The organism is Variovorax sp. VaC1 (assembly GCF_043658315.1).
In the GTDB taxonomy this organism is placed as follows: Bacteria; Pseudomonadota; Gammaproteobacteria; order Burkholderiales; family Burkholderiaceae_C; genus Variovorax.
This window is the reverse complement of record NZ_JBIGLT010000002.1, coordinates 1,046,898-1,060,067: the sequence shown is the minus strand read 5'-3', so window position 1 is coordinate 1,060,067 and position 13,170 is coordinate 1,046,898. Positions and strand designations below refer to the sequence as shown.

General features: G+C 67.4%; 14 protein-coding genes. 13 read left to right on the top strand and 1 reads right to left on the bottom strand.

The window, feature by feature from the left end:
• From ACGLHS_RS11870 to yfcF, 5 genes are all read left to right on the top strand, one after another.
• Entirely contained in the window at positions 1-504 is a 504-nt protein-coding gene (locus ACGLHS_RS11870; protein WP_394479780.1) for an SMI1/KNR4 family protein, read from the top strand.
• A gap of 13 nt (positions 505-517) precedes the next feature.
• Entirely contained in the window at positions 518-1,192 is a 675-nt protein-coding gene (locus tag ACGLHS_RS11865; protein ID WP_093246565.1) for a DUF4126 domain-containing protein, read from the top strand.
• On the top strand, positions 1,185-3,188 hold the full coding sequence (locus tag ACGLHS_RS11860; RefSeq protein WP_394479778.1) for an acetyl-CoA carboxylase biotin carboxylase subunit: 2,004 nt from the start codon (positions 1,185-1,187) through the stop codon (positions 3,186-3,188). The genes ACGLHS_RS11865 and ACGLHS_RS11860 overlap by 8 nt, the downstream gene beginning before the upstream one ends.
• 212 nt (positions 3,189-3,400) lie before the next feature.
• A complete protein-coding gene (locus tag ACGLHS_RS11855) occupies positions 3,401-4,228 on the top strand; it encodes a DUF4349 domain-containing protein (protein WP_394479776.1) in 828 nt (275 codons plus the stop codon).
• A 44-nt stretch (positions 4,229-4,272) separates the two neighbouring features.
• Complete coding sequence (yfcF, locus tag ACGLHS_RS11850) at positions 4,273-4,899, top strand: glutathione transferase (RefSeq protein ID WP_394479774.1); 627 nt, start codon at positions 4,273-4,275, stop codon at positions 4,897-4,899.
• Positions 4,900-4,906: 7 nt separating this feature from the next.
• On the opposite strand, the gene ACGLHS_RS11845 is transcribed toward yfcF, so the two are convergent.
• Positions 4,907-5,221, bottom strand: coding sequence for an EthD family reductase (locus ACGLHS_RS11845; RefSeq protein WP_394479772.1), 315 nt, complete (start codon positions 5,219-5,221; stop codon positions 4,907-4,909).
• A gap of 101 nt (positions 5,222-5,322) precedes the next feature.
• On the opposite strand from ACGLHS_RS11845, the gene ACGLHS_RS11840 reads away from it, so the two are divergent.
• The 8 genes from ACGLHS_RS11840 (at position 5,323) to rhtB (ending at position 13,139) form a co-directional block, all read left to right on the top strand.
• Positions 5,323-6,243 (top strand): 2-hydroxyacid dehydrogenase, encoded by a 921-nt coding sequence (locus ACGLHS_RS11840; protein ID WP_394479770.1) that lies wholly within the window; start codon positions 5,323-5,325, stop codon positions 6,241-6,243.
• A 402-nt stretch (positions 6,244-6,645) separates the two neighbouring features.
• A complete protein-coding gene (locus ACGLHS_RS11835) occupies positions 6,646-7,395 on the top strand; it encodes an IclR family transcriptional regulator (RefSeq protein WP_394479769.1) in 750 nt (249 codons plus the stop codon).
• Entirely contained in the window at positions 7,392-7,787 is a 396-nt protein-coding gene (locus tag ACGLHS_RS11830; RefSeq protein ID WP_394479767.1) for a cupin domain-containing protein, read from the top strand. The genes ACGLHS_RS11835 and ACGLHS_RS11830 overlap by 4 nt, the downstream gene beginning before the upstream one ends.
• A gap of 30 nt (positions 7,788-7,817) precedes the next feature.
• On the top strand, positions 7,818-8,837 hold the full coding sequence (locus ACGLHS_RS11825) for a Bug family tripartite tricarboxylate transporter substrate binding protein (RefSeq protein WP_394479765.1): 1,020 nt from the start codon (positions 7,818-7,820) through the stop codon (positions 8,835-8,837).
• A gap of 142 nt (positions 8,838-8,979) precedes the next feature.
• Positions 8,980-10,206, top strand: a complete 1,227-nt coding sequence (locus ACGLHS_RS11820) for a CaiB/BaiF CoA transferase family protein (protein ID WP_394479763.1) — start codon at positions 8,980-8,982, stop codon at positions 10,204-10,206.
• Positions 10,203-11,372, top strand: a complete 1,170-nt coding sequence (locus ACGLHS_RS11815) for an acyl-CoA dehydrogenase family protein (protein ID WP_394479761.1) — start codon at positions 10,203-10,205, stop codon at positions 11,370-11,372. Before ACGLHS_RS11820 ends, ACGLHS_RS11815 begins: the two co-directional genes overlap by 4 nt.
• A gap of 166 nt (positions 11,373-11,538) precedes the next feature.
• Entirely contained in the window at positions 11,539-12,459 is a 921-nt protein-coding gene (locus tag ACGLHS_RS11810) for a hydroxymethylglutaryl-CoA lyase (RefSeq protein WP_394479759.1), read from the top strand.
• 32 nt (positions 12,460-12,491) lie between these two features.
• The gene (rhtB, locus tag ACGLHS_RS11805; protein WP_394479757.1) at positions 12,492-13,139 is read left to right on the top strand and encodes a homoserine/homoserine lactone efflux protein; all 648 of its coding nucleotides are present in this window, start codon (positions 12,492-12,494) and stop codon (positions 13,137-13,139) included.
• Positions 13,140-13,170 lie beyond the last annotated feature (31 nt).

Here is a 13,170-nt window from a genome sequence, read left to right as displayed (position 1 = left end):
ATGCCGCACCGCCCGCTGATCGAACGCATGGATGCCTGGCTGGCCGCGAACCGCGCCGGGTATCACGCTGCGCTTCAGCCGGGCGTGAGCGATGCCCAGCTCGACGCCTTCGAGGCAAAGTTCTCGCTGAAGCTGCCCGAAGCTTTCCGTGCGCTCTACCGCTGGCGCAACGGCCAGCCGAACAACAGCTTCGACAGCTTCCAGGACAACCGCATGTTCTCGTCGCTCGAAGACATCGCCGACACCAAGGAGATGCTCGACGGCATGATCGGCTTCGACTTCGAAGACCCCGCCACCTGGCGGCGCGGCTGGGTGCCGTTCCTGTCGAACGGCGGCGGCAGCTACCTGTGCGTCGATGTCGATGCAGAGGGCGGCGGGCAGCCGGGCCAGTTGATCGCCTTCTGGAAAGCCGACGAAGACCGCCCGGTCGAGCACGCCTCGGTGCAGGCCTGGCTCGCGGACCTCGTGGCTTCCATGGAAGCCGGAACGCTCGAGATTTCCTGAGGGCTCATCACTCATGAACACCAGCCTCGACATGCCCCAGCTCATCGCACTGGCCGCCGCCATCGGCTGGGCCAGCGGCGTGCGCCTTTACCTGGTCGTGCTGCTGACCGGCATCGTCGGCTACTTCGGCTGGGTGCCGCTGCCCAGCGGGTTGCAGTTGCTGGCGCATCCGGTGGTGATCGCGGCGAGCGGCTTCATGGTGTTCATCGAGTTCTTTGCCGACAAGATCCCCGGCCTCGATTCGCTGTGGGACGTGGTGCACACGGCCATCCGCATCCCGGCCGGCGCCGCGCTGGCGGCCAGCGTGTTCGGTGCCGACCATGGCGTGATGGCCATCGTGGCGGCGCTGGTGGGCGGCGGCTTCGCGGCCACGGCGCATGCGGCCAAGGCCACCACGCGCGCGGCCATCAACACCTCGCCCGAGCCTTTCTCCAACGTGGGCGCTTCGCTGGTCGAAGACACGATGGTGCCCGCGGGGCTGTGGCTCGCGGTGGCGCACCCCTTCGTCTTTCTCGTGCTGTTCGTGCTGGTGCTTGTGGCGAGCGTGTGGCTCATCCGCAAGAGCTGGCGTTTCCTCAAGGCGCTGTTCGGCCGCGTGGCCCGCATCTTCAGCGGCCGACCCGATCCGGGCGTGGTGCCCGCGTTTCAACTGAAAAAGAATCCTCCGGGAGACACTCCGAATGTTTAAGAAGATCCTGATTGCAAACCGTGGCGAGATCGCCTGCCGAGTGGCCGCGACTGCCCGTCGCATGGCGATTCGCACCGTCGCCGTGTATTCCGATGCCGACGCGCATGCCAACCACGTGCGCGCCTGCGACGAGTCGGTGCACATCGGTGGCAGCGCGCCCAAGGACAGCTACCTGCGCTGGGAAAAGATCCTCGAAGCCGCCAAGGCCACGGGCGCGGAAGCGGTGCACCCGGGCTACGGCTTCCTGAGCGAGAACGAAGAGTTCGCCCAGGCCTGCGCGCAGGCGGGCCTTGTCTTCATCGGCCCGCCGCCTTCGGCCATCAAGGCCATGGGCCTGAAGGCCGAGTCGAAGCAGCTGATGGAAAAGGCCGGCGTGCCGCTGGTGCCCGGCTACCACGGCCACGACCAGGACCCGGCGCTGCTGCAGCGCGAGGCCGACCGCATCGGCTATCCGGTGCTCATCAAGGCCAGCGCCGGCGGTGGCGGCAAGGGCATGCGCGCGGTCGACAAGGCCGAAGACTTTGCTGCCGCGCTCGCCTCGTGCAAGCGGGAAGCCATCAACAGCTTCGGCGACGACGCGGTGCTGATCGAGAAGTATGTGCAACGCCCGCGCCACATCGAGATCCAGGTGTTCGGCGACACGCAAGGCAACTACGTCTACCTGTTCGAGCGCGACTGCTCGGTGCAGCGGCGCCATCAGAAGGTGCTCGAAGAAGCGCCTGCGCCCGGCATGACCGAGGCGATGCGCAAGCAGATGGGCGATGCCGCCGTGGCCGCGGCACGCGCCGTGAACTACGTGGGCGCGGGCACGGTCGAGTTCATCGTCGAGCAGCGCGAAGGCGGCGAGATGAACTTCTTCTTCATGGAGATGAACACGCGCCTGCAGGTGGAACACCCGGTGACCGAAGCCATCACCGGCCTCGATCTCGTCGAATGGCAACTGCGCGTGGCATCGGGCGAGCCGCTGCCCGCCAAGCAGGCCGACCTGAAGATCCACGGCCACGCCATCGAGGCGCGCATCTGCGCCGAGAACCCCGACAACAACTTCCTGCCCGCCACCGGCACGTTGCGCGTGTACCGCAAGCCGCAGGCGACGGCCTTCCAGCGCAGCCGCGTGCGCATCGACGACGGCGTGCGCGAGGGCGGCGAGATATCGCCCTTCTACGACTCGATGATCGCCAAGCTGATCGTGCACGGCAGCACGCGCGAAGAAGCGCTGGCCCGTCTCGACGCCGCGCTGGCGCAGGTGCAGATCGTGGGCGTGTCGACCAACGTGCAGTTCCTGCGCGGCATTCTCGCGACGGCGTCGTTCTCGAAGGCCAACCTCGACACCGCCCTCATCGAGCGCGAGCGTGCCGTGCTGTTCGACCGCGAAACGCTGGGCCTGCCGCTGGCGGCGGCCGCCGCCATCACGCGCACGCTGATCACCGAGTGGCCCGCGAAGATGCCCGACCCCTTTGCGCGCCGCGACGGCTGGCGTTCGCTCGGCGAGTACCTGCGCCGTTTCGACTTCGAGTTTCGCGGCGCCGAGCAGATCGCCCTGCTGACCTACAAGCGCGACGGCAGCCTCTGGCTCGAAGCCGGCGGCGCGGAAGGCCCGCTGGTCATCGGCCAGTCCCCCTCGGGCGAGTTCGAGGTCGAGTTCACGGGCAACCGCCAGACGCTCGATGTGCACCTGGACGGCGCCACGGCCCATGTGTTCGCATCGAAGGGCGCGACGAAGATCACCGCCATCGACCGCCTCGCCCACGCGGGCGACACGCATGCCGAAGGCGGGCGGCTCACGGCGCCGATGCCGGGCAAGGTCGTGTCCTTTGCGGTCAAGGCCGGCGACAAGGTCAGCCGCGGCCAGCCGCTGGCGGTGATGGAGGCGATGAAAATGGAGCACACCATCGCAGCGCCCGCAGACGGCACCGTGGAAGAACTCATGTTCGCCCCTGGCGAGCAGGTGGCCGAAGGCGACGAATTGTTGCGAATGGCCGCGGCAACGGCTTAACCCCGTTGCGGGTCCTGGCCCGTATCAGCTGCGGTAGTCATTCTTTCAAAGGGATTTTCATGCCGCATCGCAAGCCTCTCGTTTCGTCCCGATTCGCCCGTCACCGCACGGGCATCGTCCTGCTGGCCCTGGCGGCCGCGCTCTCCATGGCCGGCTGCGGCCAGAAGAGGGATGCCGGGTCATCCTCCGAGGCGCCTCAGCCGCCGGCCCCCATGCAGGCGACCGCGAACTACGGCGGCGGCATGGCGATGAAGGAGAGCCGTGCGCGAGCCGCGTCGCCGCAGGCCGAATCCGCGCGCGCACCCGCACCAGTGGCTGCGAGTGCCGACCAGGCGCAGCAGACGCCATTCCAGCGCTACCTTGCCGTCCGGCAGGAGCTGAACGTCGAGGTGCCGTCCGAGCAGTTGCCCGACGCATGGGGCAAGGTGCGCGACCTGTGCGACACGCTGAAGTGCGAGCTGCTGTCGTCGTCCCTCTTGCGCGAGACCCCGCAGCAGGTCGGCAAGGCCATGCTCGAAATGCGCGTGGAGCCGGCCGACGTCGACAAGCTGCTCAACGGCCTGGCCGGCGTGGCCAAGGTGGTGTCGCAGAACACCACCAGCGAAGACAAGACCTCGGAGGTGATCGACGTCGAGGCGCGCATCAAGAACCGCACCGAGTTTCGCGACAGCCTGCGCCTGATGCTGCGCGACAAGACGACCAAGCGCGACATGTCCGACCTTCTCGAAATACAGCGCACGCTGGCCGACACGCAGGCCGAACTGGACAGCAGCGCCACGCAGCGCAAGGTGCTCGAGCAGCAGACCAGCAAGCAGCACATCCAGATCCAGTTCACGACCACCCGCGTGCTGGTGCAGGGCGGCCAGAGCTACAACCCGATGATGCGTGCGCTGCGCCAGGCGGGTTCGGTGCTGGCCGAGAGCGTGGGCGCGCTCATCACCTTTCTGGCGGCGGTGTTGCCGTGGCTGTTGCTGGTGGTGCTGCCGTTCGGCTGGCTGGTGCGGGTGCTGTGGCGCCGCCGCCGTTCTAAGATCGCCTGAGGATCGCAACCGGGTCCGTCATTGCCTTGCAGGAGATTGTCTTGATGGACCCGCTTCGCCTTTATGTGGATGCCCAGTTCGCGAGCCCCTATGCCATGTCGGTGTTCGTGGCGCTGCATGAAAAGGGGTTGCCGTTCGAGATGGCGACCGTCGATCTCGGGGCGCTCGAACACCGGGCGGCCGGCTTTTCAGACCTGTCGCTGACGCAGCGCGTGCCGACGTTGCTGCATGGCGACTTCGCGCTGTCGGAGTCGTCCGCGATCGCCGAGTACATCGATGAAGTCTTTCCGGGCACGGCCCTGTATCCGTCGGAGCCGCGAAGCAGGGCAAGGGCGCGCCAGCTACAGGCCTGGCTTCGCAGCGACCTGATGCCGATCCGGCAGGAGCGTGCGACCGAGGTGGTGTTCTACCGGCCTTCGAGCGCGCCGCTGTCCGCAGCCGCGCAAGCATCGGCGAAGACGCTCTTCGGCTTTGCGGAAGCCCTGCTCCCCGCCGATGCGGAGAACCTGTTCGGCGCATGGTCCATCGCCGACGTGGACCTGGCGCTGATGCTCAACAGGTTGGTGCTGAACGGGGATGCCGTGCCGCCAAGGCTGGCGTCGTATGCGGGCCGGCAGTGGCAGCGGCCTTCCGTTCAGCGGTGGGTGCGGCAAGTGCGGCCGCCGCTCTGACCTGGCGTCAGCCCACCATCACGTCACTGATCTGCACCACCGGCACGATGTCGGTGTAGTTCTTCACGTCGGCCCTGATCTCCTCCCTGTGCGGCCCGAACGCCTTCTGGAAGGCTTCGAGGGATTCGCTGAACACGTGGCACATGGCGATGTAGGCGGGTGGGGTGCCCGGCGCGCCGCCGCCGAGGCCCTTGTCGATGGTGTACGAGAGGCAGGCGTCGCCCATGAGCGCCTTGATCAGCGGCATGTGCTTGTCGCGGTAGTAGTCGTGGTCGAAGCGGGCGTCGGCAGCGTAGGGGTACATCACGCTGAACTTGATCATGGTTGTCGGTCTCCTGGGGTACGGGGTTGGATGATGGCTGGCGTTCGAGCATAGGAGATGGCTCGCGGCGCAACAAGCCGGCGCCCCCTAAGATTCGGGCCATGCGAATTTCCGTCTACCTCACCGACAACCGCCCAGACCCCTGGATCGAAGGCCTGCAGGCCGAACTCCCCGATGCCGTCATCGAAGCCTGGAAGCCCGGCGCGGCCCAGGCCGACCATGGCGTGGTCTGGGCGCCGCCGCAGCAGTTTCTCGACGAGCAGCCGAAGCTGCGCGGCCTCTTCAACATCGGCGCGGGCGTCGATGCGCTGCTCAAGCTGAAGGTGCCGGCGCACACGCGCATCGTGCGGCTCGACGATGCCGGCATGTCGGTGCAGATGGCCGAGTACGTCTGCCACACGCTGATCCGCCATTTCCGCGAGTTCGACGCCTACGAGGCCGATGCGCGCGAAGGCCGCTGGAGCTACCGCAAGCCGAAGCTGCGGCGCGATTTTCCGGTCGGCATCATGGGCCTGGGCGTGCTCGGCGAGCGCGTGGCCAAGGCGGTGGCGCAGTTCGAGTTTCCGGTGTTGGGCTGGAGCCGGTCGGCCAAGGCGATCGACGGCGTTCAGGTGTTCAGCGGCGAGGCGCAGTTCGATGAGTTCCTGTCGTCCACGCGCGTGCTGGTCAACCTGCTGCCGCTGACCGAAGCAACGCGCGGCATCCTGAACCGCAAGACGCTGGGCAAACTCAAGCCCGAGGGCTACCTCATCAGCATCGCGCGTGGTGGTCATCTGGTGGAAGAGGAACTGATTCCGATGCTGGACGCAGGTGAACTCGCGGGCGCGACGCTCGACGTGTTCCAGGTCGAGCCGCTGCCGGCCGAGCATGCCTTCTGGCGGCATCCGAAGATTACGGTGACGCCGCACGGTTCGGCGCGCACGCTGCGCGAGGAATCCATCACGCAGATCGCCGGGAAGATCCGCGCGATGGAGCAGGGGCTGCCTGTGAGCGGCGTGGTCGATCCGGTGCGCGGGTACTGACGCGTATTGCGTTACTGGCCGCCGTTGGGGTGGTTGCTTGATGTTTGCTTTGCGAGGGGGCGTTGCTGTTCAGGGCGGCGCTCACGCCGACGGCGTGCTCCCCTCCGCGAATGTCCCCCGGGGCTGCGCCCCTCCTCCTTTATTTCGCTGCGGGGAGCACGCCGCCGGCGTGAGCGTTATCAGAGCACTGGTTGATCGGCGGCACTCCCACAGCGTGCCCTCGTGCGAATGGCACCGGGTGCTCCCCGCAGCGAAATAAAGGAGGAGCGAAGCGGGGGACATTCGCGGAGGGGAGCACCCGGTGTCATTCGCACGCGCCCTGAGCGACTGAGCCGCACCTAAAAACCAAAAGGCAGGGCAAACCCTGAAGCTTTTGTTTTTCACAAACATGAAAATAAATTCATGGTTGTGAAAACAGCGTTTCGCGTTATCGAGATCGTCGAACTCTTCGCCAAGGAGAAGCAGCCCCTGGCGCTGTCTGAAATGGCGCGCCTGCTCGACATGCCCGTGTCGAGTTGCCTCGGCCTCATCCGTACGCTCGAAGAGCAGGGCTACATGTACGAAACCGGCCGCCGCCAGGGCTACTACCCGACCGGCAGGCTGCTCGCGATGGCGCAGGTCATCGCCGCGCACGACCCGGTGCTCGACCGCGTCAAGGCCACGCTCGAAGAACTGCGCGATGCGGCGCGCGAGACCGTGGTGTTCGGCAAATTCCGCGACGCAGGCCAAGTGGTCTACCTGGAGGTGTTGAACGCACCGCAGGCCATCCGCTATTCCGCAGAGTCCGGCGAAACCCGCCCGGCCTATGCCAACTCGCTGGGCCGCGCGCTGCTGTCCACCCTCGCACCCGATGCGCGCCGCAAGCTGCTCGATGACATGACGCTCGCGCCGCTGACCGACGCCACGCTCACCACCGCCGACGCCATCGAGGCCGAGCTGCAGCGCGGTGCCGCGCGCGGCTGGTACGGCAACCTCGGCGAAAGCATTCCCGACCTGATCGGCCTGGCATGGCCGCTGCGCATCGGCGGCGAGGCCTATGCGATCTCGGTCGCCGGCCCGCGCTACCGCATGGAAGCGCGCATCGAAGACATTGCCGCGATGCTGCGCTCCGCCTGCCTCGCGATCGAACCCAAGACAGAGAACCCCCGATGACCACCACCGCCACAACGCCCCGCTACTTCGTTCGAGAAGCCGACATCGCCGGCTACCACCCGGCCAACCACACCGGCACGCTGAACAAGCGCCTGATCGGCCCCGAGACCGTGGGCGCGAAGCAGCTCGAAGTGCTGGTGGGCCACATCCAGAAGGGCAAGGGCGCGCTGCCGCATGCGCACCCGGGCATCGAGCAGGTCTGCTACATGCTCGAAGGCCGCGCCGTCGCCGAAGTGGGCGGGCAGCGGCAGGAGCTGCACCCTGGCGACAGCTGCTTTTTTCCGGCTGACGCGATGCACACCTTCACGGTGGTGAGCGACGAGCCGGTGCGCGTGCTGGTGATCTACAACCCGCCGTACGAGGAATCGCCGGAGCGCGTGATCCGGCCCTGAACGACGACAACAACCCCCGGAGACAAAACCATGCAGACAACGAAGAACGCGGCCGAGCCATCGGTCGCGGTGGCAAGCCGCCGCCGTTTCATTTCCATCGGTGCCGCCACGGGCCTCGTCAGTGCGGCGCCCTGGGCCTTTGCGCAGGACAGTGGCTACCCCAAGCAACCGATCCGCATCGTCGTGCCCTTCGCGGCCGGCAGCGGCACCGACGCGGTGGCGCGCATCACCGGGCAGATGCTGGGCGAGGCGCTGAAGGGCTCGGTGATCGTCGACAACAAGGCGGGCGCCAACGGCGTGATCGGCGCGGAGGCGGTGGCCAAGGCGCCGCCCGACGGCTACACGCTCTTCATGACGACCAACACCACGCACTCGGCCAACCCGAGTTTGATGAAGTCGCTGCCCTACGACCCGGTGAAAGACTTCGCGCCCGTCAGCCGCATGGGCAACCTGCCGTTCATGCTGGTGGTCAACAACGACCTGCCCGTGAAGAGCGTGGCCGAGCTGCTGGCCTGGGGCCGCGCGCATCCCGGCAAGCTGACCTATGCGAGCGGCAACAGCACCGGCATCGTGTGCGGCGCCACGCTCTCGCGCATGAGCGGCGTGCCGATGCTGCATGTGCCCTACAAGAGCACGCCACCCGCGATTGCCGACCTGATCGGCGGGCAGGTGTCGATGATGGTGGTCGACCTGGCGGCCGGGCTGGCCACGGTGAAGGCCGGCAAGATGCGCGCGATTGCCGTCACCACGCAGGAGCGCACCAAGCTCTTTCCCGAACTGCCGCCGCTGGCAGACACGCCGGAGCTGAAGGGCTTCGACATCACGTCGTGGAACGGCGTGTTCGCGCCAGCCGGCACGCCGCGCGACATCGTGCTGAAGCTCAACAAGGCGCTGTCGGGCATGGCGAACGGCGCGGCGTTTCGCGAGCGCGTGGCAAAGCTGGGCTTCGATGCGTTCGGCAGCACGCCGGAAGAGCTGGGGGCGTTCACGGTGTCGGAGCTGGCGAAGTGGAAGAAGCTGATCCAGGCGGCGGGCATTCAACCCGAATGAGCGCGTTGCTGAATTCGCATTTGAATTTCTCCCTCCCCCGCTGGGGGAGGGCAGGGGTGGGGGCAAGCGGCGTACCCATTGCGCGCTCTGCCTGCCCCCATCCCAACCTTCCCCCAGAGGGGGAAGGAGCGAAGACCAAGACATGAATACATCCGGACCTCTTCAAGGCATCCGCATCCTCGACCTCACCGCCGTGGTGATGGGCCCCTACGCCACGCAGACACTGGGCGATCTCGGTGCCGACATCGTCAAGGTCGAGCCGCCCGCCGGCGACAACCTGCGCGCGGTCGGGCCGATGCGCCACCCCGGCATGGGTGCGATGGCGATGCACCTGAACCGCAACAAGCGCTCGATCGTGCTCGACCTCAAGCAGCCCGAGGGCCTCGAGGCCTGCCTGCGGCTCGCAGCCGGTTGCGATGCGCTCATCTACAACACGCGCCCGCAGGCGATGGCGCGGCTCGGGCTCGGCTACGAGGCCGTGGCCGCGGTGAACCCGAAGATCGTCTACCTCGGTGCGTTCGGCTACGGCGAAGAAGGCCCCTACGCCGGCAAGCCCGCGTACGACGACCTGATCCAGGGGGCTGCCGGCGTCGCCTCGCTGTTCGCGCAGCAAAGCGGCGGTGCGCCTCGTTATGCGCCCGTCACGCTGGCCGACCGCGCCGTGGGGCTGCAGGCGGCCATCGCGTTGCTGGCGGCCGTGCTGCACGCGCAGCGCACCGGGCAGGGCCAGTCGGTCGAGGTGCCGATGTTCGAGGCGCTCTCGCAGTTCGTGATGGGCGACCACCTCGGCGGCCACAGCTTCGAGCCACCGCTCGGCCCCACCGGCTATGCGCGCCTGCTGGCGGAACACCGCAAGCCCTACGCCACGGCCGACGGCTACCTGGGCGTGCTCATCTACAACGACAAGCACTGGCAGGCCTTCTTCGACGTGATAGGCCGGCCCGAGCTGCGCAGCTCGCCGATGTTCGGCACGCACACGGCGCGCGCCGCCAACATCGCCGCGGTCTATGCCTTCGTCGCCGAAGTGATGGCCACGCGCAGCAGCGATGACTGGATGGCCGCGCTGGAAGCCGCCGACATTCCGGTCGCGCGCCTGCACACCACCGAAAGCCTGCTCGACGATCCGCACCTGCGCGCCGTCGATTTCTACCCCGAGTTCGATCACCCGACCGAAGGCCGCATCCGCACCCTCGCGCCGGTCGGCCGCTACAGCGCCACGCCCGCCGCCATCCGACGCCCCACGCCGCGCATCGGCGAGCAGAGCGTCGAGTTGCTGCGCGAAGCGGGCTATGCGAACGAAGCCATCGACCGGATGCTTGCGCGCGGCATCACCGCGCAGCCGAACCCACCCAAGGACAACAGCGAATGAATTTCTCCCTCGACGAAGACCAGCGCTCGCTGGTCGCGGCCATCGAACGGCTGTGCGAAGACTTCCCCGCCGACTACTGGCGCGACCACGACGACCGCGCCGTGTTCCCGCACGAGTTCCACCGCGCCGTGGCCGCAAGCGGCTGGCTCGGCATCGCGATGCCCGAGGCACAAGGCGGCGCGGGGCTCGGCATCACCGAGGCGGCGCTGATGATGCGCGCCATCAGCGCATCGGGCGCGGGCATGTCGGGTGCGTCGTCGGTGCACATGAACATCTTCGGACTCAACCCGGTGGTGGTGTTCGGCACCGAAGAACAACGCCAGCGCTTCCTGCCGCCGTTGATCGCCGGCACCGAGAAGGCCTGCTTCGCCGTGACCGAGCCCGATGCGGGCCTGGACACCACCAGCCTCAAGACGCAGGCGGTGCGCCAGCCGCATGGCGGCTACCTGCTGCACGGCCGCAAGATCTGGATATCGACCGCGCAGGTGGCCGACCGCATGCTGATCCTCACGCGCACCACGCCGCTCGACCAGGTGAAGAAGCCCACGCAGGGCCTCACGCTGTTCTACACGCCGCTGGACCGCAGCAAGGTCGAGGTGCGCGAGATCCACAAGCTCGGGCGTGCGGCGGTCGACTCGAACATGCTCTTCATCGACGGCCTCGAAGTGCCGGAAGAAGACCGCATCGGCGAGGAAGGGCGCGGCTTCGAATACATCCTGCACGGCCTCAACCCCGAGCGCATCCTGATCGCCGCCGAGGCCATCGGCATCGGCCGCGCCGCGTTGCGCATCGCCTCGCAGTACGCGCAAGAGCGCATCGTGTTCGGCCGGCCCATCGGCCAGAACCAGGGCGTGGCGCATCCGCTGGCGCGTGCCTGGGCCAACCTCGAAGCGGCCGACCTGATGGTCTTCAAGGCGGCCACGCTGTACGACGCGGGCGAGCCCTGCGGCATCGAGGCCAACGCCGCCAAGTACCTCGCGGCCGAGGCGGCGCACGACGCCTGCCAGAACGCGATCCTCACGCTCGGCGGCATGGGCTACGCGAAGGAATACCACGTCGAACGCCTGCTGCGCGAGAGCTACATCCCGCGCATCGCACCGGTCAGCCCGCAGATGATCCTGAACTTCATCGCCGAGAAGGCGCTGGGGTTGCCGAAGTCGTACTGATCCTTTGCCGCAGCCGCTGCGCACCCGCCGGCGCGCGGCTGGCACCATTTGCAACCACACAGGCGCGCATTACTACCTTCCGTGAGTTGTGTACCAAGCAGGGCATTTCCATGTGTCGGACAATGGGCGGCGGTTTCTCATCCTCCCGCGACACAAGAGACATCCCATGAAACTCCCCACCCAAGTCAAGCTTGTCGACGTCGGCCCGCGCGACGGCCTGCAGAACGAAAAGCAGCCCGTTTCCGCCGACATCAAGATCGGCCTCGTGCACCGCCTGCAGGACGCCGGGCTCATGGAGATCGAGGTCACCAGCTTCGTCTCGCCCAAGTGGGTGCCGCAGATGGCCGACAACGCCGAGGTGATGCATGGCATCGTGCGCAAGCCCGGCGTGCGCTACTCGGTGCTCACGCCCAACATGAAGGGCTTCGAGGCCGCCATCGCCGCGCCGCGCGAAGAGTGGCCCGACGAGATTGTGGTGTTCGGCGCCGCGAGCGAAGCCTTCAGCCAGAAGAACATCAACTGTTCCATCGCCGAGAGCATCGAACGCTTCGCGCCCGTGGTGGCCGCGGCGCTCGAGAAGGGCATCCGCGTGCGCGGCGCGATGTCGTGCACGGTGGGTTGCCCCTATGAAGGCGAGATCGCGCCGGCCAAGGTCGGCTACCTCGCACAGCTGATGAAGGGCATCGGCGTGCAGCGCGTGGACGTGGCCGACACCATCGGCGTGGGCACGCCGCGCAAGGTGCAGGCGGCGATGGAGGCCACGCTGGCGCACTTCGATGTCGACGCCATTTCGGGCCACTTTCACGACACCTATGGGCAGGCGCTGGTCAACACGCTGGCGGCGCTCGAGCTGGGCGTGTGGAACTTCCAGTCGTCATCGGCCGGCCTCGGCGGCTGCCCCTATGCGAAGGGCGCGACGGGCAACGTGGCGACCGAAGACGTGGTCTACATGCTGCACGGCATGGGCATCGCGACCGGCATCGATCTCGACAAGCTGATCGACGCGGGCGTGTACATCAGCGAAGCGCTGGGCCGCGAGCCGAACTCGCGCGCGTCGAAGGCCATCCGCACCAAGCGGGCCGGCTGAGCCCGCAACAACACACACGCACAGGAGTTTTCGTGGACCTGCATGTCTGGCTTGCGTTTCTGGTGGCCAGTTGCGTCATCGCGGTGTCGCCCGGTTCGGGCGCGGTGCTCAGCATGAGCCATGGGCTCAGCTACGGCGTGCGGCGCACCACCGCAACCATCGTCGGCCTGCAACTGGGGCTGGCGGTGATCCTGCTGGTGGCGGGGCTTGGCGTGGGCGCGGTGCTTACCGCTTCGGCCACTGCGTTCACGGTCATCAAGGTGGTCGGCGCGTGCTACCTGCTGTGGCTGGGCTGGCGCCAATGGCGCGCACCGGTCGCGGCCGTGGCAGCAGCAGATGGCGATGCGGCCGAATCGGCACGCGAGCCCGACCTCACGGCGCCGCAGCGCGTGCTGCGCGGCTTCCTGACCAACGTGACCAACCCGAAGGGCATCGTCTTCATGGCGGCCGTGCTGCCGCAGTTCATCCAGCCCACGCGCCCGCTGTGGCTGCAACTGCTGGTGCTGCTGGCCACGACGGTGATGGTCGACGTCACCGTGATGCACGGCTACGCCTGGCTGGCCGCGCGGCTGCAGGGCATGCTGCGCAGCGTGCGCGCCCGGCGCGCGCAGAACCGCGTCTTCGGCGGCGTGCTGATGGCGATGGGCGCGTTCCTGTTCATGTTCAAGCGCAGCGCCTGACGGCGGCGGCGCGCGCTGATAGATTCACAAC

Excerpts from the sequence above, each read along its gene's own strand:
- ACGLHS_RS11870 (WP_394479780.1), top strand. The coding sequence starts at position 1 with ATGCCGCACCGCCCGCTGATCGAACGCATGGATGCCTGGCTGGCCGCG.
- ACGLHS_RS11865 (WP_093246565.1), top strand. The coding sequence starts at position 518 with ATGAACACCAGCCTCGACATGCCCCAGCTCATCGCACTGGCCGCCGCC.
- ACGLHS_RS11860 (WP_394479778.1), top strand. The coding sequence starts at position 1,185 with ATGTTTAAGAAGATCCTGATTGCAAACCGTGGCGAGATCGCCTGCCGA.
- ACGLHS_RS11855 (WP_394479776.1), top strand. The coding sequence starts at position 3,401 with ATGCAGGCGACCGCGAACTACGGCGGCGGCATGGCGATGAAGGAGAGC.
- yfcF (WP_394479774.1), top strand. The coding sequence starts at position 4,273 with ATGGACCCGCTTCGCCTTTATGTGGATGCCCAGTTCGCGAGCCCCTAT.
- ACGLHS_RS11845 (WP_394479772.1), bottom strand. The coding sequence starts at position 5,221 with ATGATCAAGTTCAGCGTGATGTACCCCTACGCTGCCGACGCCCGCTTC.
- ACGLHS_RS11840 (WP_394479770.1), top strand. The coding sequence starts at position 5,323 with ATGCGAATTTCCGTCTACCTCACCGACAACCGCCCAGACCCCTGGATC.
- ACGLHS_RS11835 (WP_394479769.1), top strand. The coding sequence starts at position 6,646 with ATGGTTGTGAAAACAGCGTTTCGCGTTATCGAGATCGTCGAACTCTTC.
- ACGLHS_RS11830 (WP_394479767.1), top strand. The coding sequence starts at position 7,392 with ATGACCACCACCGCCACAACGCCCCGCTACTTCGTTCGAGAAGCCGAC.
- ACGLHS_RS11825 (WP_394479765.1), top strand. The coding sequence starts at position 7,818 with ATGCAGACAACGAAGAACGCGGCCGAGCCATCGGTCGCGGTGGCAAGC.
- ACGLHS_RS11820 (WP_394479763.1), top strand. The coding sequence starts at position 8,980 with ATGAATACATCCGGACCTCTTCAAGGCATCCGCATCCTCGACCTCACC.
- ACGLHS_RS11815 (WP_394479761.1), top strand. The coding sequence starts at position 10,203 with ATGAATTTCTCCCTCGACGAAGACCAGCGCTCGCTGGTCGCGGCCATC.
- ACGLHS_RS11810 (WP_394479759.1), top strand. The coding sequence starts at position 11,539 with ATGAAACTCCCCACCCAAGTCAAGCTTGTCGACGTCGGCCCGCGCGAC.